Annotated in this window: 20 protein-coding genes; 13 read left to right on the top strand and 7 right to left on the bottom strand. The window is 72.0% G+C overall.

Annotated features, from left to right (window positions below; all coding sequences use genetic code 11):
- Window positions 1–3: 3 nt before the first annotated feature.
- From KIP79_RS13015 to KIP79_RS13035, 5 genes are read right to left on the bottom strand one after another with little or no spacing between them, the layout of a single operon-like run.
- The gene (locus KIP79_RS13015; RefSeq protein WP_308169698.1) at window positions 4–1626 is read right to left on the bottom strand and encodes a dipeptide ABC transporter ATP-binding protein; all 1623 of its coding nucleotides are present in this window, start codon (window positions 1624–1626) and stop codon (window positions 4–6) included.
- Window positions 1623–2477 carry an ABC transporter permease gene (locus KIP79_RS46890; RefSeq protein ID WP_308169699.1) on the bottom strand — a complete coding sequence of 285 codons (855 nt, stop codon included), beginning with the start codon at window positions 2475–2477 and terminating at the stop codon, window positions 1623–1625. The genes KIP79_RS13015 and KIP79_RS46890 overlap by 4 nt, the downstream gene beginning before the upstream one ends.
- A gap of 10 nt (window positions 2478–2487) precedes the next feature.
- Entirely contained in the window at window positions 2488–3447 is a 960-nt protein-coding gene (locus KIP79_RS13025) for an ABC transporter permease (protein WP_214105017.1), read from the bottom strand.
- Window positions 3448–3453: 6 nt separating this feature from the next.
- The gene (locus tag KIP79_RS13030; protein WP_214105018.1) at window positions 3454–5100 is read right to left on the bottom strand and encodes an ABC transporter substrate-binding protein; all 1647 of its coding nucleotides are present in this window, start codon (window positions 5098–5100) and stop codon (window positions 3454–3456) included.
- 39 nt (window positions 5101–5139) lie between these two features.
- On the bottom strand, window positions 5140–6363 hold the full coding sequence (locus KIP79_RS13035) for an acyl-CoA dehydrogenase family protein (RefSeq protein WP_214105019.1): 1224 nt from the start codon (window positions 6361–6363) through the stop codon (window positions 5140–5142).
- Between the two features lie 71 nt (window positions 6364–6434).
- Between KIP79_RS13035 and KIP79_RS13040 the strand changes: the two genes are divergently transcribed.
- The 3 genes from KIP79_RS13040 to KIP79_RS13050 are packed head-to-tail and all read left to right on the top strand — an operon-like array spanning window position 6435 to window position 9489.
- Entirely contained in the window at window positions 6435–7289 is an 855-nt protein-coding gene (locus KIP79_RS13040; protein ID WP_214105020.1) for an HpcH/HpaI aldolase/citrate lyase family protein, read from the top strand.
- The gene (locus KIP79_RS13045; RefSeq protein ID WP_214105021.1) at window positions 7286–8206 is read left to right on the top strand and encodes an LLM class flavin-dependent oxidoreductase; all 921 of its coding nucleotides are present in this window, start codon (window positions 7286–7288) and stop codon (window positions 8204–8206) included. The genes KIP79_RS13040 and KIP79_RS13045 overlap by 4 nt, the downstream gene beginning before the upstream one ends.
- A 2-nt stretch (window positions 8207–8208) precedes the next feature.
- Entirely contained in the window at window positions 8209–9489 is a 1281-nt protein-coding gene (locus KIP79_RS13050) for an LLM class flavin-dependent oxidoreductase (RefSeq protein ID WP_214105022.1), read from the top strand.
- Between the two features lie 49 nt (window positions 9490–9538).
- Here the strand turns inward: KIP79_RS13050 and KIP79_RS13055 are convergent, their stop codons facing one another.
- A complete protein-coding gene (locus KIP79_RS13055; protein WP_214105023.1) occupies window positions 9539–10837 on the bottom strand; it encodes a dihydrolipoamide acetyltransferase family protein in 1299 nt (432 codons plus the stop codon).
- Between the two features lie 31 nt (window positions 10838–10868).
- The gene (locus KIP79_RS13060; RefSeq protein WP_214105024.1) at window positions 10869–13073 is read right to left on the bottom strand and encodes an alpha-ketoacid dehydrogenase subunit alpha/beta; all 2205 of its coding nucleotides are present in this window, start codon (window positions 13071–13073) and stop codon (window positions 10869–10871) included.
- 318 nt (window positions 13074–13391) lie between these two features.
- Between KIP79_RS13060 and KIP79_RS13065 the strand changes: the two genes are divergently transcribed.
- The 10 genes from KIP79_RS13065 to KIP79_RS13110 all read left to right on the top strand — a co-directional run bounded on the left by KIP79_RS13065 (window position 13392) and on the right by KIP79_RS13110 (window position 23249).
- Window positions 13392–13913: a VOC family protein gene (locus KIP79_RS13065; protein ID WP_214105025.1), complete on the top strand. Its 522-nt coding sequence runs from the start codon at window positions 13392–13394 to the stop codon at window positions 13911–13913.
- Entirely contained in the window at window positions 13910–14587 is a 678-nt protein-coding gene (locus KIP79_RS13070; protein WP_214105026.1) for a GntR family transcriptional regulator, read from the top strand. The genes KIP79_RS13065 and KIP79_RS13070 overlap by 4 nt, the downstream gene beginning before the upstream one ends.
- A gap of 153 nt (window positions 14588–14740) precedes the next feature.
- Entirely contained in the window at window positions 14741–15799 is a 1059-nt protein-coding gene (locus tag KIP79_RS13075; RefSeq protein WP_214105027.1) for a sugar ABC transporter substrate-binding protein, read from the top strand.
- Between the two features lie 91 nt (window positions 15800–15890).
- Entirely contained in the window at window positions 15891–17411 is a 1521-nt protein-coding gene (locus KIP79_RS13080; RefSeq protein WP_214105028.1) for a sugar ABC transporter ATP-binding protein, read from the top strand.
- Window positions 17408–18454: an ABC transporter permease gene (locus KIP79_RS13085; protein WP_308169700.1), complete on the top strand. Its 1047-nt coding sequence runs from the start codon at window positions 17408–17410 to the stop codon at window positions 18452–18454. Before KIP79_RS13080 ends, KIP79_RS13085 begins: the two co-directional genes overlap by 4 nt.
- Window positions 18451–19509 (top strand): zinc-dependent alcohol dehydrogenase, encoded by a 1059-nt coding sequence (locus KIP79_RS13090; protein ID WP_214105029.1) that lies wholly within the window; start codon window positions 18451–18453, stop codon window positions 19507–19509. Before KIP79_RS13085 ends, KIP79_RS13090 begins: the two co-directional genes overlap by 4 nt.
- Entirely contained in the window at window positions 19506–20384 is an 879-nt protein-coding gene (locus KIP79_RS13095) for an NAD(P)-dependent oxidoreductase (RefSeq protein WP_214105030.1), read from the top strand. The genes KIP79_RS13090 and KIP79_RS13095 overlap by 4 nt, the downstream gene beginning before the upstream one ends.
- Window positions 20381–21628: a M24 family metallopeptidase gene (locus tag KIP79_RS13100; protein ID WP_214105031.1), complete on the top strand. Its 1248-nt coding sequence runs from the start codon at window positions 20381–20383 to the stop codon at window positions 21626–21628. Before KIP79_RS13095 ends, KIP79_RS13100 begins: the two co-directional genes overlap by 4 nt.
- A gap of 34 nt (window positions 21629–21662) precedes the next feature.
- On the top strand, window positions 21663–22526 hold the full coding sequence (locus KIP79_RS13105; protein ID WP_214105032.1) for a sugar phosphate isomerase/epimerase family protein: 864 nt from the start codon (window positions 21663–21665) through the stop codon (window positions 22524–22526).
- Between the two features lie 3 nt (window positions 22527–22529).
- On the top strand, window positions 22530–23249 hold the full coding sequence (locus KIP79_RS13110; RefSeq protein WP_214105033.1) for an SDR family NAD(P)-dependent oxidoreductase: 720 nt from the start codon (window positions 22530–22532) through the stop codon (window positions 23247–23249).
- Window position 23250: the final 1 nt, after the last annotated feature.

Genomic DNA, 23250 nt, shown 5'->3' on the forward strand with positions numbered 1-23250 from the left:
AGGTCAACGATCGAGGTGCGCCTCCTGCTTCGGGCGCGGCACCGCGTTCAGCAGTGCCTGGGTGTACGGATGCCGCGCGTTCTCCAGAATCGCCTCGGCGGGTCCCGCCTCCACGATCCGCCCGCCCCGCATGACCGCCACCTCGTCGCAGAACTGCCGGACCACGGCCAGGTTGTGCGAGATGAACACGTACGTGAGCGCGTGCTCCTCCTGGAGCCGGGCCAGCAGCCGGAGCACCTGGTCCTGCACCGACACGTCCAGCGCGGACACCGGTTCGTCCAGCACCACGATCTCCGGCCCGACCGCCAGCGCCCGGGCGATGGCCACCCGCTGCCGCTGGCCGCCGGACAGCTCGCCCGGCCTGCGGTCCACCACGTCTGCGGGCAGCGCCACGTCGGCGACCAGGTCGGCGACCCGGGCCCGCCGCTCGGCCCGGGTGCCGATGCCGAAGGCGTCCAGCGCGGTCGCGATGTTCGCGCCGACCGTCCGGCGCGGGTCCAGCGAGGAGTACGGATCCTGCTGGACCAGCTGGATCCGCCGCCGCGCCTGGCGGAGCGCCTCGCCGCGCAGCCGCAGCAGGTCCTGCCCGGCCAGCTCGACCGACCCGGAGTCCGGCCGTTCCAGCCGGAGCAGCATCCGCGCCGTCGTCGACTTGCCGGACCCGGACTCCCCGACGATCCCCAGCGTGGTCCCGCGCGCCACGCTCAGCGACACCCCGTCCACCGCCCGGCGCCTGCTCCCGCGGCGGCCGAACGTCTTCACCAGGTCCTCGGCTCCGATCACCGGGTCCCCGCCCGCGCGGGCCGGGCGGAGCCGCTCGCCCTCCAGGGTCTGCGCGACCCTGACCAGTTCGGCGGTGTAGGGATGGCCGGGCGCATCGAAGACCTGCGCCGCCGCGCCGGTCTCCACGATCTCGCCCTGCCGCACGACCACCACCCGGTCGGCGCGTTCCGCCGCCAGCGCCAGATCGTGCGTGATGAGCAGCACCGAACTGCCCTCCCGGCCGGCCACCTCGACCAGCAGGTCCATGATCGTCCGCTGGGTGGTCACGTCCAGCGCGCTGGTCGGCTCGTCGGCGATGATCAGCCGGGGCCGGGCGGCGATCGCGATGCCGATCAGCACCCGCTGCCGCTGCCCGCCGGACAGCTGGTGCGGGTACTGGCGAGCCCGCCCCTGCGGATCGTCGATGCCGACGCTCGCCAGCACCTCCACCGCGCGCCGCCGCGCGGTCCGCCGGTCGGCCAGCCCGTGCACGGTGAGCACCTCGGCGATCTGGTCGCCGATCCGGCGCACCGGGTCCAGCGACACCCCGGGGTCCTGGGGCACCCAGCCGATGTCCCGGCCGCGCCGCGCGCGCAGCTCCCCGTCGGTGAGGCCGGTCAGCTCGACCGTCTCCCCGTCCGGGGTGAAGGCCACCGACCGGGCGGTCATCGCCGCGTTGCCGCTGAGCATCCGGAGCACGGCCCGGGCCAGCGTCGACTTGCCCGACCCCGACTCGCCGACCACCGCGACGATCTCACCGGGCCGCACGTCCAGATCGACGCCGCGCAGCGCCGCCACCGTGCCGCCGCCGGCCAACCGGTACTCGACCGCCAGGCCGCGTACGGCCAGCAGGGTTCCGCTCACCCGTGCACCTCGCTCCGATCCTTGAAGGTCCGGCTGATCACATTGGCCGCGGTCACGGCCAGCGCGATGACCAGCCCGGGAATGGTGGTGAGCCACCAGGCACTGGCCAGGAAGGTCCGCCCGTCGGCGACCAGCAGCCCCCACTCGGGATTGGGCGGCACCGCCCCGAACCCGAGGAAGGAGAGCGCCGAGACGGCCAGGATCGCCGTGCCGAACTCCAGCGCGGCCAGCACCAGGACCGAGCCGATCGCGTGTGGCAGCACGGTGCGCAGCGCGATGGTCCGCCGCCGGACCCCGCAGGCCAGGGCGGCCTCGACGAACGCCGAGGTGCGCACCCGGAGCACCTCCGCCCGCATCACCCGGGCGAACCCGGCGATGGCCGCCACCCCGACGGCCAGCGCCACCTTCACCACGCCGAACCCGAGCGCGGTCACGATGGTCAGCGAGATGAGCAGCGCGGGGATCGCCAGCAGCACGTCCACCACGCGCATCAGCACCGCGTCCAGCCAGCCGCCGACGAAGCCGGAGACCAGCCCGATCAGGGTTCCGGCCGTCATGCCGACGAGTACGGCGACCACGGTGGCCCGGATCGAGGCCCCCGCCCCGTACACCACCCGGGCGTAGAGGTCCCGGCCGAGTTGGTCGGTGCCGAACGGGTGGGCGGCGCCGGGCGCCTGCAGCCGCTGGGCCGGGGCGCTGGCGATCGGGTCGTGTCCGGTGAACAGGGCGGGGAAGAGCGCCCAGCTCAGGAAGAGGGCGATCAGGGCGACCGAGATCCAGAACCCGGCGCCGAGCGTGCCCCGGCGGGTCCTGGGCACGGCCGCTACGGCGGGAAGCGTGTCGGTTGTCACAGGGGGCCCTTCAGCTCGCGGCCGTCGCGCGGTGGCTGATCCGCGGGTCGACGAGGGGATAGAGCAGGTCGACGACGAGGTTGACCAGGACGAAGACGGCCGCGCTCACCACCACCACGCCCTGCACGAGCGGGATGTCCTGCTCGCTGACCGCCGCCTCGGTGAGCCGCCCCAGGCCGGAGCGGCCGAACACGGTCTCGATCACGATGGCCCCGGCCAGCATGGCCGCGATGTTCATGCCGACCAGGGTGAGCGCAGGGAGCACGGCCACCCGGAGCGCGTGGCCGAGCAGGATGCGCCGCTCGCTCAGCCCTTTGGCGCGCAGCACCTCCACGAAGGCCTGGCGGAGCGCGCCGCTCAGGTTGTTGTACAGCACCTGGGCCACCACGGCGCCGGTCGGCACCGCGAGCGTGACGGCGGGCAGGACCAGGGTGGCGAAGCCGCCGTTGCCGAGCGCGGGGAACAGGTGCAGCCGGAAGGAGAAGAGCTGGATGAGGACCATGCCCACCCAGAAGGACGGCAGGGACACCGCCACCGACGGCAGGTTGGTCAGCACCCGCCGCAGCGTCCGCGAGCGGGTCGCGCTCGCGGCCACCGCCAGGCCGACCCCGCCCGCCACCGCGATGACGGCGGTCACCGCGGTGAGCAGGACGGTTTGCGGCAGGGCTTGGAGGATGTGCCCGATGACCGCGCCACCGAGGGTGATCGAGTCGCCGAAGTCCCCGTGCAGGGCACGCCACAGCGCCGTGGCGTACTGGACGAGGACCGGCTGGTCGAGGCCGAACTCGGCGCGCAGCCGGGACTCGGCCTCCTCGCTCACCCCGGTGCTGTCGCCACCCTGGCTCAGCATGATCGAGACCGGGTCGGATGGCAGCAGGTAGAGGATGACGAAGGTGACCGTGAAGGCGGCCCAGATCACCACGGCGCCCTGGGCCAGCCGTCCGGCGACGTACCGTGCGGGGGCTCCCATCCTCGGCTACCGGTCGAGCCAGGTGTCGTAGAGGACGGGGAGCGCGTAAGCGTCCAGCCGGAAGCCCTGCAAGCCGGAGGAGGCGCCGACGACCTTGGAGAGCTCCTTGATCGGGATCCAGTAGCCGTCGCTGACCAGCAGCCGCTGCAGGTCGGCGGCGGAGCTCGCGCGCTCCTGCTCGGTGGTGGCGGCGGCCAGCTTGTCCGCCGCGGCCTCCAGTTCCGGCTGCTCGGCCCCGCCGAGCGCGGGGTTGCTGTTGCGGAACAGGCCGACCAGGAAGGACGGGTCCTTGCTCGGGCCGCTGCCGGACAGGAAGTCGTACTGGGCGTCGGTGCCGCGCTCCTTGATAGCCAGGATGGCCTCGGTGAACTCGGCGGCGGTGGCGGGGACCAGGGTGACCCCGATGCCGACCCGCTTGAGCTGGTCCTGGAGGAGTTCGAGGTCCGACTTGGTGGCGACCAGGGAGTTCAGGGTGTAGATGAGCTTCAGGTCCAGCCGGACGCCGTCCTTTTCTCTGATGCCGTCGGCGCCGGCCTTCCACCCGGCGTCCTCCAGGATCTTCTTGGCGCCCTCGGGGTCGTACGCGAGATCGGCCGACAGGTCCGTCCAGAGCGGGGTGGTGGCCCCGATGGCGCTGGTCACCGGCTGGGAGCTCGCCTCGGACTGCAGCGTGGTGCGCACCTCGGCGCGGTCGATGGACTTGGTGACCGCCTGCCGGATCGCCTTGTCGCCGCCGAACACGCTGTAGGGGTTCTGCCGCAGGCCGCCGACCAGGCCGGGGGTGCCCGCGAAGGCGATGGAGCCGCCCGCGGAGGTGACCGTCGCCTCGTCGTCCTTGGCCACGTCGTCGACCAGTTCGGCCTGCTGACTGGCGAGCAGCCCGGCGCGCACGCCCGACTCCGGCACCACCTTGAAGGTCACCGAGTCGAGGTAGGCGCGGCCCTGGTGGGCGCTGGTGCTCTCCGGCGCCCAGTTGTAGTCCTTGCGGGCGAGCAGTTCGATCGACTCGTTCCGCTTGATCGTGCCGAGCACGAACGGGCCGGTGCCGACGAGCTTGCCCGCCGCGCGCTCCTCCGGTGTCGCCTTCAGTGTGGCGGAGGAGAGCAGGCCCAGGTAGGGGTCGCTGAGGTTGCGCAGGAAGCCGAGTTCCGGGGAGTTGAACTCGACCTCCACGGTGTTCGCGTCGATGACGGTGGAGCCCTTGTAGCTGGCGAGCGCGCTGCGCACCAGGGTGTCGGTCTTGGCGGCGGCGTTGAGCTGGACCAGGGTGTCGAGATTGTCCTTGACATTCTGGGCGTCGAACTTCGTGCCGTCGCTGAAGGTCACGTCGTCGCGCAGGGTGAAGGTGAACTTCTTGGCGTCCGGGCTGACCGTCCAGCTCTTGGCCAGCCGCGGCTTGATCTCGTTGGTCTTCGGGACGCTCTCGGTGAGCGTGTCGACGATCTGCACGCCCGCCAGGGTGCCTCGGCCGCCCTGCAGCGAGATGTCGATCGAGACGGGGTAACCGGCGATGGCGTAGGTCACGGCGCCGCCGGTCCGCGGCGTGCCGCCGCCGGTGCCGGTCGGCGCGGACTCACCGCACCCGGTGAGCGCCGTGGCCGCGGTGAGGATGGCCAGGCTCGCGAGTGCGAGGCGTCGGGGGAGGGATGGCACGCTGGTCCTGCTTTCCTGGGTAGAGCGTGGTGCGGTGATCTAGAAGAAGCCGTTGCCGGGCAGGCGGGCGCCGTTGACCAGGTGGTCGCCGACGGCCCTGGTCTTGAAGACGGTGGGGTTGTGCGAGGCCACCGTGCGCGCGTTGCGCCAGTGCCGGTCGAGGTTCTGCCTGACGGTCGCGGTGGAGGCGCCCCCGGCCTCGAAGAGCAGGGTCGCGGCGCGCAGCGCCAGGTCCTCCACCACCGGTTTGGTACGTGCGACGTCGAGCGCGGCGGCGTGCAGCAGCTCGGGGTCGGACTGCCCGTCGACGCCGGTGCTCGCCGCGGCGGCGTCGAGCGTTTCCGCGGCGACGAGCACGGCGGCCCTGGCGGTGAAGGCGAAGCCGTCGATCTGGCCGGCGATGTGCTGGACCAGCGGGTCGTCGGCCGCGGTGGCCGCCGAAGCGTGCGAGAAGGTGCGGCGGCGGCCCCTGATCACCTCGGCCGCCGAGTCGGCGCTGGCGGCGGCGATCCCGGCGAGCACCGCCTGCAGGTAGAGCTGGGCGAAGGTGCCCCGGTAGGTGCGCGGGTCCGAACTTCCCGGCAGACCGAGTTCGGCCTTGAGCACGTGGTCGTCGGGGACGGCGACGGAGCGGAAGATCGTGGTGCCGCTGGCGGTGAGACGCTGCCCGATGCCGTCCCAGTCGTCGCGGTGGTCGACGCCGGCCGCGTCGTGGTGGACGAAGGCGAACCTGACCGTGCCGTCCTCGCCGACGGCGGGCACCTGGATCCAGTCGGCGAAGAGCGATCCGGTGGAGTAGATCTTCTCGCCGTCCAGCAGCCAGCCGTCGCCGTGGCGGCGGAGCGTGGTGGTGTAGTCGCGGGAGTCGATGCGGGCGGTCGCCGCCTCGGCGACGGCGATGCCGAACAGCTCGCCGCGGGCGGCGGCCCGCAGCCACGGGTCGGCCGGGAGGTGCAGGCGGCTCTCGGTGACCAGGTAGTGGGAGCGCAGCGCGTGCGCGATGTTGGCGTCGGCGCGGGCGATCCGGATGACCACGTCGAGCAGCCGCCGGAGGGTGACGCCCGGCCCGCCGTACGCGCCGGTCAGCCGCAGGCTGCCGACCCCGGCCTCCTTCAGCCAGCCGATCTGCTCGTGCGGGTTGACCCGATGGCGTTCGCGGTCGCTCGCGCCCGCGGCGATGCGGGCGAGCAGCGCGGCGAACTCGGGGGAGTCGGGGTGGTGGGCGATCAGGGGTGGTGATGTTTCAACCCTCGAGCTGGTCACAGGCAGATACTATACTATTCCTGTAGGAATTACATAGAACAGGCGCTCAACCGCACCGAAGAAGGACGAACATGCCTTCCAGTGATCACCCTCCGCTCCGGTATCCGGCCCGGCTGCCGTATCGCAGCTACCTCTACGTCAGCCCAAGCACCCCGGACGTCGTACGGGAGGCGGACCGGTCGCCCGCCGACGCGGTCGTCCTGGACCTGGAGGACCTGACTCCGGAGGCCGGCAAGGACCAGGCGCGGGCCGTCGCCGCGGAGTTCCTGTCGGGCACGCCGGAGCGGCCCACCCTGGTCCGGGTCAACGCGGCCCGCGACGACGGCACCCTGGAGCGGGACCTGGCGGCCGTGGTCGCCCCCGGGCTGACCGCGATCCGGCTGCCCAAGTCCGAGGACGCCGCGCGGATCCGCTGGATCGCCGGGCTGGTGGAGGACCTGCGGGCGCGGCGGAACCTGGCCGGGACCATCGGGCTGCAGGTCATGGCGGAGACCGCGCGCGGCGTCGAGTCGCTGGCCGCGCTGGCCACCGCCACCCACACCGTCTGGTCGGTCGGCCTCGGCGAGGGCGACCTGCGGGCCGAGCTCGGCACCGCCACCGACGAGGGCCTGGCGTACGCGCGCACCCGCCTGGTCTACGCCGCCGCGGCCGCGCACCTGCCGCCGCCCGTCCAGGTCGCCTTCCCGCCCGGCGGGGACGAGGCGGACCTGCGCCGCAGCACCGAACTCGGTCGCTCGCTCGGCTTCGGCGGCCGGTCGATCCTCAACCCCGCGCACGCCGCGACGGTCCACGCGATCTACCCCCTCCCCGCCGCGGCGGACCCGGTCGCCGGCGGTTCCGTCGGCGGCGCGGGCGACGATGCGCATGCCGCCGCGGCGGCGGGCGCGGACGGCGTGCGGGCGTCCTTCGCGGAGGTGGTGGCGTGACCACGCGGCTCAACGTCACCCTCGCCCCCTCCGTCTGGGCCGCGTTGCCGCCTCACGAGCTGTTCGCCCTGGTCGGGCGGCTGGAGGAGAGCGGCGCCGGATCCGTCGTGCTGACCGATCCCGCCACGACCGGCGAAGCGGGGCCCTGGCGCTGGGACCCGCCCACCGCGGCCGCCGCGCTGGCCGGGTTCACCTCCCGCATCGGCCTGGTCACCCCCGTCGCGACCGGGTTCACCGAACCGCTCAGCGCGTCCCGGCAGATCGGCTCGATCGACCACTTCGCCCGTGGGCGCGCGGGTTGGCTGCTGGACATCGAGGAGGATCCCATCAGGGCCGCCAGGACCCGGGCGGTCTCGCCGGTCCTGGCCACCGGCGAGCCCGTCGCCCGCGCCGTCGAACTGGTCACGGCGGCCCGCTCGCTCTGGGACGGCTGGGCGGAGGGCGCCTTCTCCGTCGACATCGCGAACGGCACGATCATCGACCGGTCGCGGATCCACCCCTCGGACTTCGCAGGACGCCACTTCCGGGTGGCCGGTCCCAGCACGCTGCGGCGACCGCCGAACGGCAACCCCGCGGTCTTCGTCCGGGTCGCCGACGACGCGGGAGCGGAACTGGCCGGCGCGGTCGCCGACGTCGCCCTCGTGCCCGTGGCCGAGCTGGCCGGTCGAGCGCCCGCGCTCGCCGCCGCCGCCGCCGAACGCGCGAGCCGGGACCACGGGCCCGCGGTGCTCGCCTCGATCACCCTGCACGACCTCACCGCCGACATCTCCGCCACGGCCGGCGCCGACCTGCTGGTCGACGGGCCGACCGACCTTGACGTGCTCGCCGGCGCCGTGGCGACACTCGCCGCCCGGGTGCCCGCCGCCGAGGGCGCCGGGCTGCGCGGCACCTACGCCCTGCCCACGCTGAGAGGCTGACCATGACCGAGCGGCGCCACATGCGCATCAACCTGAACCTGCGCGGCATCGGCTTCCACCCCGCCGCCTGGCGGCACCCCGACAGCACCCCGCACCGCATCCACGACCTCGACTACTACGTCGAGATCGTCCGGACCGCCGAGCGCGGCCTGTTCGACTCGGTGTTCCTCGCCGACATGGTGGCCTTCGTGCCCGCCGGGATCGGGCAGAACGAGCAGGCGTGGCCACTGGACCCGTTCGTCATGCTGGCCGGGGTCGCCCCGCACACCCGGCACATCGGGCTGATCGGCACGCTGTCCACCACCTACAACGACCCGTACGCGGTGGCCCGCAAGGTCGCCGCGCTCGACCAGCTGAGCGGCGGCCGGGCGGCGGTCAACCTGGTCACCTCCGCCGGTGACGCGGTGGCCAGGCAGTTCGGCTGGGACCGGCACGCCGAGCACGCCCGCAGGTACGAGCGGGCCGGGGAGTTCATCGCCGTGCTCAACGCCCTGTGGGACGGCGGGCACGTCGAGCACCAGGGGGAGCACTTCCAGGTCTCCGGATCCCTCGACGTCGCCGGCAGCCCCCAGGGCCGTCCGGTGATCGTGCAGGCCGGGGCGTCGGAGGCCGGGCGGGCGCTCGCCGGGCGCTTCGCGGAGGCCGTGTTCGCCGGCTCCAGCGACATCCCGACCGGCGTGGCGCTCTACGACGACCTCAAGGCCAGGGTGCTGGCGGGCGGCCGCCCGGCCACCGACCTCGCCGTGCTCCCCGGCGTCGTCCCGTACGTGGGCTCCACCGAGGCCGAGGCGCGCCGGATCCACGGCGAGTTCGAGGACCTGATCCTGGACGACGGCGGGAACATCGCCCGGCTCGGCCAGGAACTGGGCCTCGACCTGAGCGCGGCCGACCCGGACGGGCCCGTGCCGGTCGACGACTTCCCCGCGGTCGAGGGCTACCAGGGCGCGGTCACCCGGCTGGTACGGCTCCGCGCCTGGGCCCTGGAGGAGAACACCAGCCTGCGGCGGTTCGCCAACACGGTCTACCGGAACCTGGGGGTCATCCACTGGACCCCGGTGGGCACCCCGGAGCAGATCGCCGACGAGCTGGCGGCGTGGTTCCTGGGCGGCGCGGCGGACGGCTTCAACGTGCTCACCCCCCAGCACCCGCAGCAGCTCGACGCCTTCGTGGACCACGTCATCCCGGAGCTCCAGCGGCGCGGCCTGTTCCGGGAGGAGTACACGACCACCACCCTCCGCGACCATCTCGGCATCACCAGACCGGACCTGTCGCCGGTCCGCTGACCGTCGGTCGTCTCCCCCGTCCAGCCAGGCGGGGGAGACGACGGCCGTTTCAGGCGAGGATGCGCACCGGGTTCTCGATCAGGGCCAGGAACTCGGCCATCCAGCGGGCGGCGACCGTGCCGTCGATCGGGCGGTGGTCGACCGAGAGCACGAAGCGGATCGTGGTGCCCGCGACGACGGTTCCGTTCTCGACGACGGGCTCGGTACGGGCGGCGCCGACCGACAGGATGGAGGAGTGCGGTGGGTTGATGATCGCGGTGAACTCCTCGGTGCCGTACATGCCCAGGTTGGTGACGGAGACGGTGCCGCCTTCCAGGTCGTTCTGGCGTAGGCGGCCGGTGCGGGCGCTCTCCGCGTGGCGGCGGGTGGTCTCGGCCACGGCGGTGATCGGCATGGTGTCCACCGCGCGGAGCACCGGGGTCACCAGGCCGGTGTCGGTGGCCACGGCGACCGCGACGTCCACGTGGGTGAAGCGGCGGACGGCGTCCGGGGTCCAGATCGTGTTCATCTCGGGGACGAGCCGGTGGGCGCGGGCGACCGCCTTGACCACCAGGTCGTTGACCGAGATCTTGGGCGAGCCCGGCTGGTTGAGCTGCGCCCGGACGGCCAGGAGCTGTTCGGCGCGGGCGGTTCCCCGGACGTAGAAGTGCGGGGTGGTCTGCTTGCTCGCCACCAGGCGGGTGGCGATGGCGCGGCGGATCCTGCTGTGCGGGATGTCCTCGTATTCGCCGGATGGTGTGGCCGTGACGGGTGCGGGGGTGGGCGTAGGGGCGGGACGGCTCGCGCGGGCCAGTGCCTCCTCGACGTCCCGCCGGAGGATACGGCCGCCGGGGCCGGTCCCGGCGATCTGGTCGATCGCCAGGCCACCCTGGCGGGCCAGACGGCGGGCCAGCGGGCTGGCGAAGACCCGCGCGGACGTGGACTCGGCGGGCGGTTCCTCCGTCACCGGCGCGGCCTGCCCGTTCAGAGCGGCGGCGGGCTGCGCAGGGGAGGCGGCGGCGGACGGGGCCGGGGGTGCGGCTGGCTGCGCGGAGGAGGTGGCGGGCGGGGCCGGGGGTGCGGTGGCGCCGAGTTCGGCGAGGAGGGCTTCCACGTTCTCCGGTCGTTCCCCGGGCGCGCCGAGCAGCGCGATGGGGGCGCCGACGTCCACCTCGGTGCCGGCGGCGACCAGCCGCTTGAGGAGGACGCCGTCGCTCTCCGCCTCGATCTCGATGGACGCCTTTTCGGTCTCGATGACGACGATGGCGGCGTTGACGGAGTAGGGGGAGTTCTCGGCGATCGGCCATTCCGACACGACGGCGCTGGTGGCACCGGCCGCCGGTTCTGGCATGCGAAGAAGAGTGGCCATGGTCCTGGTCCCTGGTAGTCCGGTTGAGGGCTCAGCGCCGGGGCGCGAGCGTGCCGTCGGTGGTCATGCGGCGGAAGGCGTCGGCGACCTCCTCGGTGCGGGCGATGGCCGCCCGTTCGAGGACCTTGCTGATGCTCGGCGACGCCTCCCCGCCGGTCACCCGCCGTACCGGGTGGTCGAGCCAGTCGAAGTACCGGCGCTGGATCTCGTCGGCCAGCCACCCGCCGTACGAGGTGCCGATCGCCCCCTGCTCCACGATGAGCACGTTGCCGGTCTTCAGCACGCTGGCGCCGATGGTGTCCCAGTCGATGCTGGCCCGGTCCAGCCAGCGCAGGTCGATGACCTCGGGGTCGATCCCCTCGACCTGCTCGGCGGCCTCCAGGCAGTGGGCGACCATCGACAGGTAGGAGAGCACGGTCACGTCGCGGCCGGTGCGGCGCACGGCGGCGCTGCCGACCGGGATGTGGTAGTCGAGGTCGTCCACCGGTCCGGTGCCGGTGCTCGCGTACAGGTCCACGTGCTCGATGACCACCACCGGGTCGTCGCAGCGGAGCGCGGTGTTCATCAGGCCCACGTAGTCGAAGGGCGTGCTGGGGGCGACGATCCGCCAGCCGGGCGAGGTGGCGAAGATCCCGGCCGGGTCCATGGAGTGCTGCGAGCCGTACCCGGTGCCGGTGCCCACCTTGCTGCGCAGCACCAGCGGCACCGGGTTGTCGCCGCCGAACATGTGCCTGGCCTTGCCGATCTGGTTGAACAGCTGGTCGGCGGCCACCCAGAGGAAGTCGGCGTACATGAACTCCACGACCGGGCGGTACCGGCCGTCCAGCGCCATGCCGCCGGCCAGGCCGGCGAACGCGTTCTCGCTGATCGGGGTGCCGAGCACCCGGTCGGGGAAGGCGTCGGCCAGGCCCCTGGTGGCCCCGTTGGTGCCGCCCTTGAGGCGGTGCACGTCCTCGCCCATGACGACGACGGCGGGGTCGTCGGCCATCCGGCGGGTCATCACCTCGGCGACCACGTCGATGAACCTGCGCTCGGCGAGCGCGCCGGAGAAGGTGTCCGCCTCCTCGTACCGTACGTCGGGGCCGAACTCCGACAGGTCGCCGCGGACGCCGACGTCACGGAAACCGGCGTCCGGCCACTCCTGCGGCCGGATGCGGCGCTGGCCCGGCTTGCCGCCGGGGAGGGGTTCGAGCAGCTGGTCGCCGATCATCCGCATCGTGGCGCCGGCCAGGTCGGTGGCCTTCCCCGCCTCCTCGGCGGTGAGCACGCCGCGGCGGACCAGGTGCCCGGCCATCAGGTCGATGGGGTCGCGCTGCCGCCACTGCCGCTCCTCCTCCTTGGAGCGGTAGCCGAACGCGCTGCCGGGGAAGGGGCCGTTCTGGTGGTAGTACCGGTACAGGTCGGCCTCGATGATGGTCGGCCCGTTGCCCGCCCGCATGTGCGCCAGCGCCTCGTCCATGGCCAGATGGACGGCGAGTGGATCCATGCCGTCCACCCGCCAGCTGGGGATGGCGAAGCCGAGGCCACGCACCGACAGCCGGGGCTCCGCGGTCACCTCGCGGACGTGCGTGGACACCGCGTACTGGTTGTTCTCGATGAAGAAGCAGACCGGGAGCGACCAGGCGGCGGCCAGGTTGAAGCTCTCCAGGACGGAGCCGATGTTGGCGGCCCCGTCGCCGAAGTAGGCGACCGAGACCGCGTCGGTGCCGGCCCGCCGGTGCGCCCAGGCGAAGCCGGCCGCCTGCGGGACGCCGCCGCCGACGATGGCGTTGGTGCCCATCGCCCCGGCCTCCGGCCACTGCAGGTGCATGGATCCACCCCGGCCCCGGCAGAAGCCGCGGGCCAGGCCGCAGATCTCGGCCAGCGTCCGGGTGAGCAGCTCGGTGACCGCGGCGGGCAGGTCCGCGCGTGGATCCCATCCGGCGGGCAGCGCGTGGCCGAGCGCCTTGGCCAGGAACTGGTGGTGCCCCCGGTGTGAGCCGGTGATGGTGTCCGCCGAGGTCAGGGAGAGGATCGAGCCGACCGCCCCGGCCTCCTGGCCGACGCTGGAGTGGGCGGGCCCGTGGACCAGTCCGGCTCCGGCGAGTTCGAGGACGTACTCCTCGAAGGCTCTGATGAGCACGAGCTGCCCGAACATCGCGCGCAGCAGGCCGGGGTCGGCCGCGTCCCAGTCCGCCTCGGTGGTGGTCAGTTCCAGCCAGGGCGTGGGCGCGGCGAGGTCCTGGTGTTTGGTCATGTGTTCTCTCCAGGTGACAAGCCGTGGCCGGTGCAGTTTCCGGCATGGGGGCGCCGGCGCTCCGCCAGGCGACCGGGACCGGTCAGCCGCACCCCCTCCGCGATCCGCGGTTGTTACCGACCTTCGCACAGATTGGATCCGATCTCATACTCCCGTTATGTCTTCGTAACAGAAGAATGTCGTCTCAACATTGACTTTCCCTGGTTTGGGAGACAAAGCTACCGATTCACCAGGCCGCATTGGATCCATCCCGGATCGAAGTGCGGCGGTGGAAACAACCACGAAACAGATTGTCAACGGATTGCGGAGGTGGGGAACATGGCCGAAGTGGGCGCCCCGGGACTGCCGGGGCTGGTCGGCCTGGACCACGTCGGCCTGACCGTTCCCGACATCGAGCAGGCCACCGAGTTCCTGGTGGACGTGCTCGGGTGCGAGTACCTCTACCCGCTCGGCGCCAAGTCCGACGACGGGGACTGGATGGCCACCCATCTCAACGTGCACCCCCGGGCCCGGGTGGGCAAGCTGCGGTTCTTCCGCTGCGGCAACCAGCCGGTCTTCGAGGTCTTCGAGTACGAGGCCCCCGACCAGGCGCTGACCCCGCCGCGCAACAGCGACGTCGGTGGACACCACCTCGCCCTGTACGTGGAGGACATCGACGCCGCGGCGGACTACCTGCGCTCACGCGGCGTGACCGTGCTCGGCGGGCCCACCGCCAGCGACGGCCCGCACGCGGGACAGCGCTGGATCTACTTCCTGGCCCCCTGGGGCGCCCAGTTCGAGCTGGTGTCCTACCCGCACGGGCGGGCCTGGTACCTGCGGGAGGAGGCGGTCGGCCGATGAGCGGTGTCGTCCCGGAAGCGACCACCGACGGCGTGATGAGCCACCGGATCGCCGAGCACCTGCGCGAGCAGATCCTCTCCGGCGAGCTCAAGCCGGGGGCCAGGATCCGCCAGGAGGAGGTCGCCCGGGACTTCGGCGCCAGCCGCCTGCCGGTCCGGGAGGCGCTGCGCATCCTGCACTCCCAGGGCCTGGTCACTCTCAAGGCCAACAGCGGCGCCTGGGTCTCCGAGATGAACGCGGAGGAGTGCGACGTCACCTACAAGATCCGCGAACGCCTGGAGCCGCTCGCGCTGACCGAGAGCATCCCGCACCTGTCCGCCGAGACCATCCGGCGCCTGGAGCAGATCCAGGACGAGATCGAGGCGAACACCAGCCTGGACAGATTCCTCCACCTCGACCGTGAACTGCACCTCCTGTCCTACTCGGGGAACCCGTACAAGGAACTCCGGGACATGATCGAGAGGTTGTGGAACATCACCCAGCCGTACCGGCGCGCGTACGTCGAGCGTTCGGGCCACGAGCGGGACTGGGTGATCAACGCCGAACACCGACTGCTCATCGACGCGATCCGGCGTGCCGACACCACGGACGCGGAGCGCCTGCTGGCCGGTCACATCCGCCGGACCCGGATCGCGCTCCTGCCGGTCATCGAACGCAACTCCACAGGCCGCTGAACCACACCGGACGCGGCTCCACCCGCGTCCGGCGCGCTGCGGCAAACGGTGACTCCGGGACCAGAACTCCCGGGAGCGCCCCCATGCGGCCGTCCCTTCCATGAACGGTCAGTACACGAAGAACGACATCACCACCCAAGCAAAGCAGGATCCATGTCATACCACAGCACAACGGGCAGGCGTGTACTGACCCTGTTCGCAGCGGCCACCCTCACCCTCAGCGCGTGTTCCTCCACCGACTCCGGCACCGGCGACACCGCGGCGACCGGCGACCCGGCCGCCGCGGCCGGCGGCGAGGTCGGCTTCTCCGAGTCCTTCCTCACCGACGCCTTCCAGGTGCAGCTGGTCAAACAGCTCGGCGAGCAGGCCAAGGCGGCGAGCGTCAACCTGCTGCCCGCGGCCAACGCCGACGGCGACGCGGCCAAGCAGAACGCCGACATCACCACCCTGCTCGGCCGGGGCGTCAAGGGCCTGATCGTGGTCCCGGTGGACAGCAAGGCGGTCGGCCCCGCCATCGACCGGGCCAACGCCAAGAACGTCCCCGTGGTCACCGTCGACCTGGGCGCGGAGTCGGGCAAGATCTACATGGTGGTCCGGGCGGACAACGTCTACATGGGCAAGGCCGCCTGCGAGTACATGGGCAAGCAGATCAACGGCGAAGGCACCGTGCTGGACCTCCAGGGCGACCTGGCCACCTCGAACGGCCAGGACCGCAGCAAGGGCTTCACCAGTTGCATGGCCGAGCAGTTCCCCAACGTCAAGGTCATCTCCAAACCGATGAACTGGAAGCCGGAGGAGTGCGCCACCCAGGCGCAGACGGTGCTCAGCACCGAGAAACTGGCCGGCCTGTTCATGGGCAGCGAGTCGGTCTGCCTGGCCGGTGTCCAGCAGGCCCTGCGCAACCAGGGCAAACTCACCAAGGCCGGCGACCCTGACCACATCGTCACCGTCGGCATCGACGGCTCCAAGCCGGCGCTGGACGCGGTACGGGAAGGTACCCTCGACGCCGTCATCTCGCAGCCGCTGGACCTGTACGCCAAGTACGGCATCCAGTACATCAAGGACGCGATGGCGGGCAAGACCTACCAGCCAGGCCCCACCGACCACAACAGCACCATCGTCGAGGTCGGACAGTCGCTTCAGGACCTGCTTCCCTCGCCCACGGTGACCAAGGAGAACGTGGACGACGCGAGCCTGTGGGGCAACGGCTGACCCCCCTCCGGTGACGTCCGGTGGCGTGCCCGCACCAGCGCGGCACGCCACCGGAGATCAACCAGAACCCAAGGAAGGAGGGTGCGGAGCAATGCCTGAGGCCATCGTGGTGGACCAGGTGTCCAAGGCTTTCGGCCCCACCCTGGCCCTGTCGGCGGTGTCCCTCACCGTCAACCGGGGCGAGTCGCGGGCGCTGATCGGCAAGAACGGGGCGGGCAAGTCCACGCTCATGTCGATCCTCACCGGCCTCTCCCAGCCGGACAGCGGCTCCGTCCAGGTGCTCGCGGAGGGGGACGCCGGGGGCGCCAGTGCCGTCGGCTGCGTCTACCAGCGCAGCACGCTGATCCCCGCCGCCACCGCCGCGGAGAACATCGCGCTGGCCCGGTTCCCCCGGTCCCGCGCCGGGCTGATCCGCTGGCCGGAGGTGCGCCGCCAGGCCACCGAGCTGCTCGCCGAATGGGAGTACGCGGACCTGGCCGGCACACCGGTCGAGCAGCTGGAGCCGCTGGAGCGGAAGGTCGTCGAGATCTGCCGGGTGCTCTCCCAGGGCCCGCGCGTGCTGCTCCTGGACGAACCGACCGCAGGTCTGGACCGGGGCGCCTCGCAGCGCCTGTTCGGCCACATCGAGAGGGCCCGCGCCCGGGGCGTGACGATCATCTACGTCTCCCACCACCTGCACGAGGTCTTCGAGGTCTGCGACTCGGTCACCGTGCTGCGCGACGGCCGGGCGGTGCTGACCGAACAGCTCACCCGGATGACCGTGCCCGACCTGGTGGACGCGATGGTCGGCGAGGCGGCGGCCACGGCGGGCGGCGGCCTGCGCGCGGCCCGTCCCGAGTCGGCCCGCCCGCCCGTGCTGGTCGCCTCCGGCGTCACCGCCCCCAAGGTGAACGGCGTGGACCTGGCCCTGCGGCCGGGCGAGTGCGTCGGCCTGACCGGCCTGGACGGCGCCGGGCACATGCAGCTGGCCGAGGTGCTCACCGGCCAGCGCCCGGCCGAGGCGGGCACCGTCACCCTGGACGGCAGGCCGCTGCCGCTCGGCGACATCCGCGGCTGCATCGAGGCCGGCATCGGCTTCACCCCGGAGGACCGGCACACCAGCGGCTACGTGCCCGCGCTGAGCGTGGCGGAGAACGCGACGCTGAACATCATGCCGCGGTTCGCCAACGGGTTCCGGCTGATCAGCGGGAAGAAGCGGGACGCGTTCTACTCGCGGCTGGCCGGCGAGTGGAACATCAAGGCGTACGGCGCCGCCCAGCCCACCGAGGAGCTCAGCGGCGGCAACCAGCAGAAGGTCGTGCTGGCCCGCTCGGTGGCCGCGGACCCCAAGGTGCTGGTCCTGGTCAACCCCACCGCCGGGGTGGACGTGTCGGCGAAGAACTCGATCTACACCACCATCGAGGCGCTCCGCGCGGACGGGCAGGCCGTGCTGATCGTGACCACCGACGACGCGGACCTGGAGGTCTGCGACCGGGTCGTCGTCATGGTCCACGGGGAGGTGTCGGCGGAACTGCGGCACCCCTTCACCGAAGGCATGATCGCCGCGGCCGTGCAGGGCGGCGGCACCACCGAACCGGACCTGCTCCCGTCTGGAGAGGAAGATTCACAGTGAGTGCAGTATCACCGAGGAAACTGTCGGAGCCGGTGGCCGCCGCGGCACCGTCCCATGCCGCCCGGCGCGCGCGCAGGTCCGTCGACCCCGTCGTGCTCACCCTGCTGCCCATCATCGTCATCGCGGTGATCGTGGGCGCCGTGGTCAACCCCGTCTTCCTCACCACCACCAACATCATCGACAACATCATCACCACCTCGGCCGTGCTGGGCGTGCTGGTGATCGCGGAGAGCCTCATCCTGATCGGCGGCTACTTCGACCTGTCCCTTGAGGCCACCGTGGGCTTCGCGCCGATGCTGCTGGCCGTCCTGGTCTCCAGCGCGGCCGACGCCGGGCTCGGGCTGCCGTTCTGGGCGGGTCTGCTGATCACGATCCCGGCGGTGCTGCTGATCGGCCTGGCCAACGGGCTGATGATCGCCAAGATGAAGCTCAACGCGTTCATCGTGACGCTGGCCATGCTGATCCTGCTCCAGGGCCTGACCATCGGCCTGTCCGGCGGGCAGACCTTCGCGATGCTGCCCAAGGCCATGACCTACCTGGGCGACGGCGTCATCCTCGGCCTCCCCGTGCAGGCGTGGATCTTCGTGCTGGCCTTCGCCGCCGCGTACGTGTTCATGAAGTTCACCCCGACCGGCCGGAGCATCTACGCGATGGGCGGGAACCTGGAGGCGGCGCGGGCCGCCGGGATCAGGACCACCCGGCTGACCATCGGCGTGGTGGTGGCGGGCAGCCTGCTGGCCGCCCTGGCCGGGCTGATGCTGACCGGCAGGATCGCCTCGGTGACCGCCAACCAGGGCAGCGGCATGATCTTCACCGTGTTCGCCGCCGCCGTCATCGGCGGGATCAGCCTCAACGGCGGGCGGGGCAACCTGATCGGCGCCGGACTCGGCGTGATCCTGCTCGGCATCATCCAGAACATCCTCACGCTCTCCAACGTGCCGTCGTTCTGGATCAACGCCGCGTACGGGGCGATCATCCTGGCCGCGCTGCTGATCGGCTGGGTCTCCACGCAGCGCTTCCCCGGCGGAAGGGCGGCGGCATGAGCGGGTGGCCCACCGGCACCATGCCGGCTCTGGTCTTCACCGCCCCCGGGGTCCTTTCGGTCGAGCAGGTGCCCGTGCCGGCCCCGGAGGCGGGCGAGGTCCTGGTACGGGTCGAGTACCTGGGCGTCTGCGGCACCGACGTGCACCTGCTGGACGGCAGCAGCGCGTACGTGGTGGGCGGCCTCACCCACTTCCCGATCAGGTTTGGCCACGAGTGGGCCGGGGAGGTCCTCGCTGTAGGGTCGTCGGTCCCCGCCGACCTGGTCGGGGAACGCGTGGTGGGCGAGCCGTTCCTGTCCTGCGGCCAGTGTCTGACCTGCCGCGGCGGCCACTACAACCTGTGCCCGAACCGGTTCGAGCTGGGCGTGCGCGGGGCGGTGCCCGGCGCGGCGGCCCGCTATCTGCGGATCCCGGCCTCGAACGTGCACGTGGTGCCGCCGGGGGTCGAGACGGCGCACGCGCTGCTGGCCGAGCCGCTGGTGACCGTGCTCAACGCCTTCGAGGAGGCCGCCGCCCAGCCCGGCGAAGCCGTCGCCGTGCTCGGCACCGGCACGCTCGGGCTGCTCGCGGTGCAGGTCGCCGCGGCCATGCACTGCCCGGTGGACGTCATCGGCATCGACCCGGCCGGACTGGCGGCGGCGCGCGAACTCGGCGCCCGCGCGGCCTGGACACCGGACGACGCGCCGAGCGACGCCTACCAGGTGGTCATCGAGGCCACCGGATCCGCCGCGATCGGCCCGGTGCTGACCAGGATCGCCGGCATCGCCGGGCGGATCCTCCAGGTCGGCATTCCCGGCCGTCCGGTGGACGGGCTCGACCTGGCGGCCTTCGTCACCAAGGGTCTGCGCCTGTCCGGCGTGCTCGGCGGGGTCGATCTGATGCCCCGGGCGCTGCACCTGATCGCCAGCGGCGCGGTCACCCCCACCGCGCTGATCGAGCAGGTGTTCCCGGTGGCCGGGGCTCGTGAGGCGTTCGACCGGATGCGGGAGGCCGGTCGGGCCAGACCGAAACTCGTCATCGATCTGTCGGAACTCCAGGGGGAGGGATCCACATGAGCGAGAAGATCACGGTCGGCTGGATCGGCGCGGGGCGGATGGGTTCCGCCATGGTCCGCAGGCTGCTGCTGGCCGGTCATCCGGTGACGGTGTGGAACCGTACGCCGGCCAAGGCCGAGCCGCTGCGCCAAGCGGGGGCGCGGATCGCGGCGGAACCGGGGGAGGCGGCCGGCAGCCAGGTGACCGTCACCAGCCTGGACACCCCCGCCGCCCTGGAGGAGGTGGCGATCGGGCTGCTGGATCACCGGCCGTCCGTGCTGGTGGACACCTCCACGGTGTCGGTGGAGTCCTCCCGCCGGGTGCGGGAGGCGGCGGCCAAGGCGGGGGTGCCGTTCCTGGCCGCGCCGGTCAGCGGCAACCCGTCGGCCGTCGAGGCCGGCACCGCGTCGTTCGTCTGCTCGGGCTCCCGGGAGGCGTACGAGCGGGCGCGGGGCGTGCTGGAGGCGATCGGGCGGGCCGCCACCTACGCGGGGGAGGGCGAGGAGGCCCGGCTGCTGAAGATCTGCCACAACCTGCTGCTCGCCATCACCACCCAAGGGCTGGCCGAGGTCGTCGTGCTGTGCGAGCAGCTCGGCGTCGACAAGCGCACGCTGATGGAATTCCTCAACGAGAGCGTCGTCGGCTCCGCCTTCACTCGCTACAAGACCGATGCCATCGCCGCGATGGACCTGACGCCCACCTTCACCTCCCGGCTGCTGCTCAAGGACGTCGACCTCGGCCTGGCCGAGGCGACCGCCGGGCAGGTGCCGCTGCCGCTCGTCGCCATGGTGCGCACGCTGCTGGTCTCCGCCATCGCGCAGGGCCACGGCGAGGAGGACTTCCTGTCGCTGCTGGCCGTGCAGGAGAAAGCCGCCGGAAAAGGAGTAACCGCATGACCTTGGATCCGAACGCCATCGGGGCGCCTGGCCACATGGGCGTCGACTTCGAGACCCGGGTGGACTTCGCCCGGCTCCGGGACTACCGGCTGGCCCGCGCCCGCGCCGCGCTGGAGGCCTCCGACCTCGGCGCGATGCTCGTCTTCGACGTCAACAACATCCGCTACCTGACCGGCTCGGTGATCGGCGAGTGGTCGCGGGACAAGATGACCAGATACGCCCTGCTGGTCCGGGGCCGCGAGCCCGTCCTGTGGGACTTCGGCTCGGCCGCCAGGCACCACAAGCTGTACGCGCCGTGGCTGCTGCCGGAGAACTGCCGGGCCGGCATGGTCGGCCTGCGCGGCGCGGTGGCCCCGGAGGTCGGCCTGTTCACCCGGGCCGTCCAGGAGATCCGCGACCTGCTGGTCGAGGCCGGGCAGCAGGACGCCCCGGTGGGCGTGGACATCGCCGAGCCGCCGCTGCTGCTGGCCATGCAGGAGGCGGGCCTGACCGTGGCCGACTGCCAGCAGGTGATGCTGGAGGCCAGGCAGATCAAGAGCATCGACGAGATCCTGCTGCTGAACCAGGCCGCGGCCATGGTGGACGGCGTCTACCAGCGCATCGCCGACGCGCTCAAGCCGGGCATCCGGGAGAACGACCTGGTGGCGATGGCCAACGCCTACCTCTACGAGATGGGCTCCGACGACGTCGAAGCGATCAACGCGGTCTCCGGCGAGCGCTGCAACCCGCACCCGCACAACTTCACCGACCGGATCATCCGGCCAGGGGACACCTGCTTCTTCGACATCATCCAGTCCTACAACGGCTACCGGACCTGCTACTACCGCACGCTCAACGTCGGCTCCTCGACCCCGGCGCAGCGGGACGCCTACAGCAAGGCCAGGGAGTGGATCGACGCCGCGATCGAACTGGTCAAGCCGGGCACCTGGACCGACGAGATCGCCCGGGCCTGGCCGACCGCGCAGGAGTTCGGCTTCGCCTCCGAGATGGACGCCTTCGGCCTCCAGTTCGGGCACGGCCTCGGGCTCGGCCTGCACGAGCGGCCGATCATCTCGCGGCTCAACTCGATCGAGCACCCGGTCCGCATCGAGGAGGGCATGGTCTTCGCGCTGGAGACCTACTGCCCGGCGAGCGACGGCAGGTCCGCCGCCCGCATCGAGGAGGAGGTCGTGGTGACCTCCGAGGGTGCGAAGGTCATCACCCTCTTCCCGGCGCAGGACCTCTTCGTCGCCAACCCCTACTGACGCACGCGGCCTTCCTGGTTAGGAGTCAACCCCCATGCCCCACCATGACCTGCTGGCCACCTGCTGGACCACGGCCGGGGACGCCGTCCCGCTTCCCGGCCGGGACGCCAGCCCGATTCCGCTGCGCGTCCGGATCGAGCAGGCGGCCCGCGCGGGATTCACCGGCTTCGGGCTGATGCACGTGGACCTGGAGGAGTTCCTGCGCACCTCGGATCTGCCGGCGCTGCGCACGATCCTCGACGACAACGGCATCCGCCACCTGGAGCTGGAGTTCCTGACCGACTGGTGGCTGGACGGCGACGAGCGGGCCGAGTCCGACCGCGTCCTGGACCTGCTGCTGAAGGCCACCGAGGCCCTCGCCCCGCACCACGTCAAGATCGGCCCCGACATCACCGGCGGCCCGTACGACCTGGAGCGTTCCGCGGCCGGGTTCCACCGGGTGAGCGAGGCGTTCGCCCAGGCCGGGACCACCGTGGCGTTGGAGTTCATGCCGTTCTCCAACATCAACACCCTGGCCAGGGCGGTCGAGCTGGTGACCACGGCCGGGCACCCGGCCGGGGGTCTCATGCTCGACCTGTGGCACGTCGAGCGCGGGGCCGCCACCTTCGAGGAGCTGGCCGGCCTGCCGCTCGACCTGATCAAGGGCGTCGAGCTGGACGACGGGGCCGCCGAGCAGATCGGCGACGGATACACCGACACCGTGCTCCGGCGGCGGCTCTGCGGCCAGGGCGACTTCCGGGTCGTGGAGTTCATCACCCTGCTGCGGGACCTCGGCTGGACCGGGCCGTGGGGCGTGGAGATCCTCTCCGAGACCTACCGCGTGCGCCCGCTGGAGTCCGCGCTGCCGGAGGCGTACGCGACGGCGGCCGGGCAGTTCGAGCTAGCTGAAAGGGCCTGAGCCATGCCGCTCACCGACAAGATCTCCATAGTCACCGGCGCCGCCAGCGGCATCGGCGCGGCCACCGCCGAGCGGTTCGCCGCCGAGGGCGCCGTCGTCTACGCCGCCGACATCGCGGCCGAGCCCCGGGACGAGGGCCGCACCCACCACCGCAGGCTGGACGTCGCCGACCTGGACTCCTGGGCGGAGCTGGTCGCCGAGATCACCGACCGGCACGGGCGCATCGACGTGCTCTTCAACTGCGCCGGTTTCGTCGGCTCCTACGAGTCGCTGACCGAGATCGAGCTGGACGACTGGCACCGCATCGTGGCCGTCAACCAGACCGGCGTCTTCTACGGCATGCGCTCGGTGATCCCCGCGATGCGGCGGGCCGGGGCCGGGTCGATCGTCAACATGTCCTCCGCGTGGGGGCTGATCGGCTCGGCGGGCGTCGCGGCGTACCAGGCGGCCAAGGGCGCCGTGACGGTGATGACCAAGAACGCCGCCATGTCGTACGCCGCCGACGGCATCCGGGTGAACTCGGTCCACCCCGGCCTGATCACCACGCCGATGACCGACGCCCAGGACCCGGAGATCTCCGCCGACCTGGTACGGCAGACGCCGCTCGGCCGGGCGGGCCGGGCCGACGAGGTCGCCGCCGCCGTCCTCTTCCTCGCCTCCGACGAGGCGTCCTTCATCACTGGGGCGCAACTCGTCGTCGACGGCGGCCTGATCGTGCACTGAG

It is taken from the genome of Acrocarpospora catenulata (genome assembly GCF_018476525.1).
GTDB classification, from domain to species: domain Bacteria; phylum Actinomycetota; class Actinomycetes; order Streptosporangiales; family Streptosporangiaceae; genus Acrocarpospora; species Acrocarpospora catenulata.

Coding starts and splice junctions, on each gene's coding strand:
- KIP79_RS13090 (WP_214105029.1), top strand. CDS start 18,451: ATGAGCGGGTGGCCCACCGGCACCATGCCGGCTCTGGTCTTCACCGCC.
- KIP79_RS13095 (WP_214105030.1), top strand. CDS start 19,506: ATGAGCGAGAAGATCACGGTCGGCTGGATCGGCGCGGGGCGGATGGGT.
- KIP79_RS13105 (WP_214105032.1), top strand. CDS start 21,663: ATGCCCCACCATGACCTGCTGGCCACCTGCTGGACCACGGCCGGGGAC.
- KIP79_RS13060 (WP_214105024.1), bottom strand. CDS start 13,073: ATGACCAAACACCAGGACCTCGCCGCGCCCACGCCCTGGCTGGAACTG.
- KIP79_RS13070 (WP_214105026.1), top strand. CDS start 13,910: ATGAGCGGTGTCGTCCCGGAAGCGACCACCGACGGCGTGATGAGCCAC.
- KIP79_RS13100 (WP_214105031.1), top strand. CDS start 20,381: ATGACCTTGGATCCGAACGCCATCGGGGCGCCTGGCCACATGGGCGTC.
- KIP79_RS13025 (WP_214105017.1), bottom strand. CDS start 3,447: ATGGGAGCCCCCGCACGGTACGTCGCCGGACGGCTGGCCCAGGGCGCC.
- KIP79_RS13055 (WP_214105023.1), bottom strand. CDS start 10,837: ATGGCCACTCTTCTTCGCATGCCAGAACCGGCGGCCGGTGCCACCAGC.
- KIP79_RS13080 (WP_214105028.1), top strand. CDS start 15,891: ATGCCTGAGGCCATCGTGGTGGACCAGGTGTCCAAGGCTTTCGGCCCC.
- KIP79_RS13065 (WP_214105025.1), top strand. CDS start 13,392: ATGGCCGAAGTGGGCGCCCCGGGACTGCCGGGGCTGGTCGGCCTGGAC.
- KIP79_RS13040 (WP_214105020.1), top strand. CDS start 6,435: ATGCCTTCCAGTGATCACCCTCCGCTCCGGTATCCGGCCCGGCTGCCG.
- KIP79_RS13050 (WP_214105022.1), top strand. CDS start 8,209: ATGACCGAGCGGCGCCACATGCGCATCAACCTGAACCTGCGCGGCATC.
- KIP79_RS13075 (WP_214105027.1), top strand. CDS start 14,741: ATGTCATACCACAGCACAACGGGCAGGCGTGTACTGACCCTGTTCGCA.
- KIP79_RS13110 (WP_214105033.1), top strand. CDS start 22,530: ATGCCGCTCACCGACAAGATCTCCATAGTCACCGGCGCCGCCAGCGGC.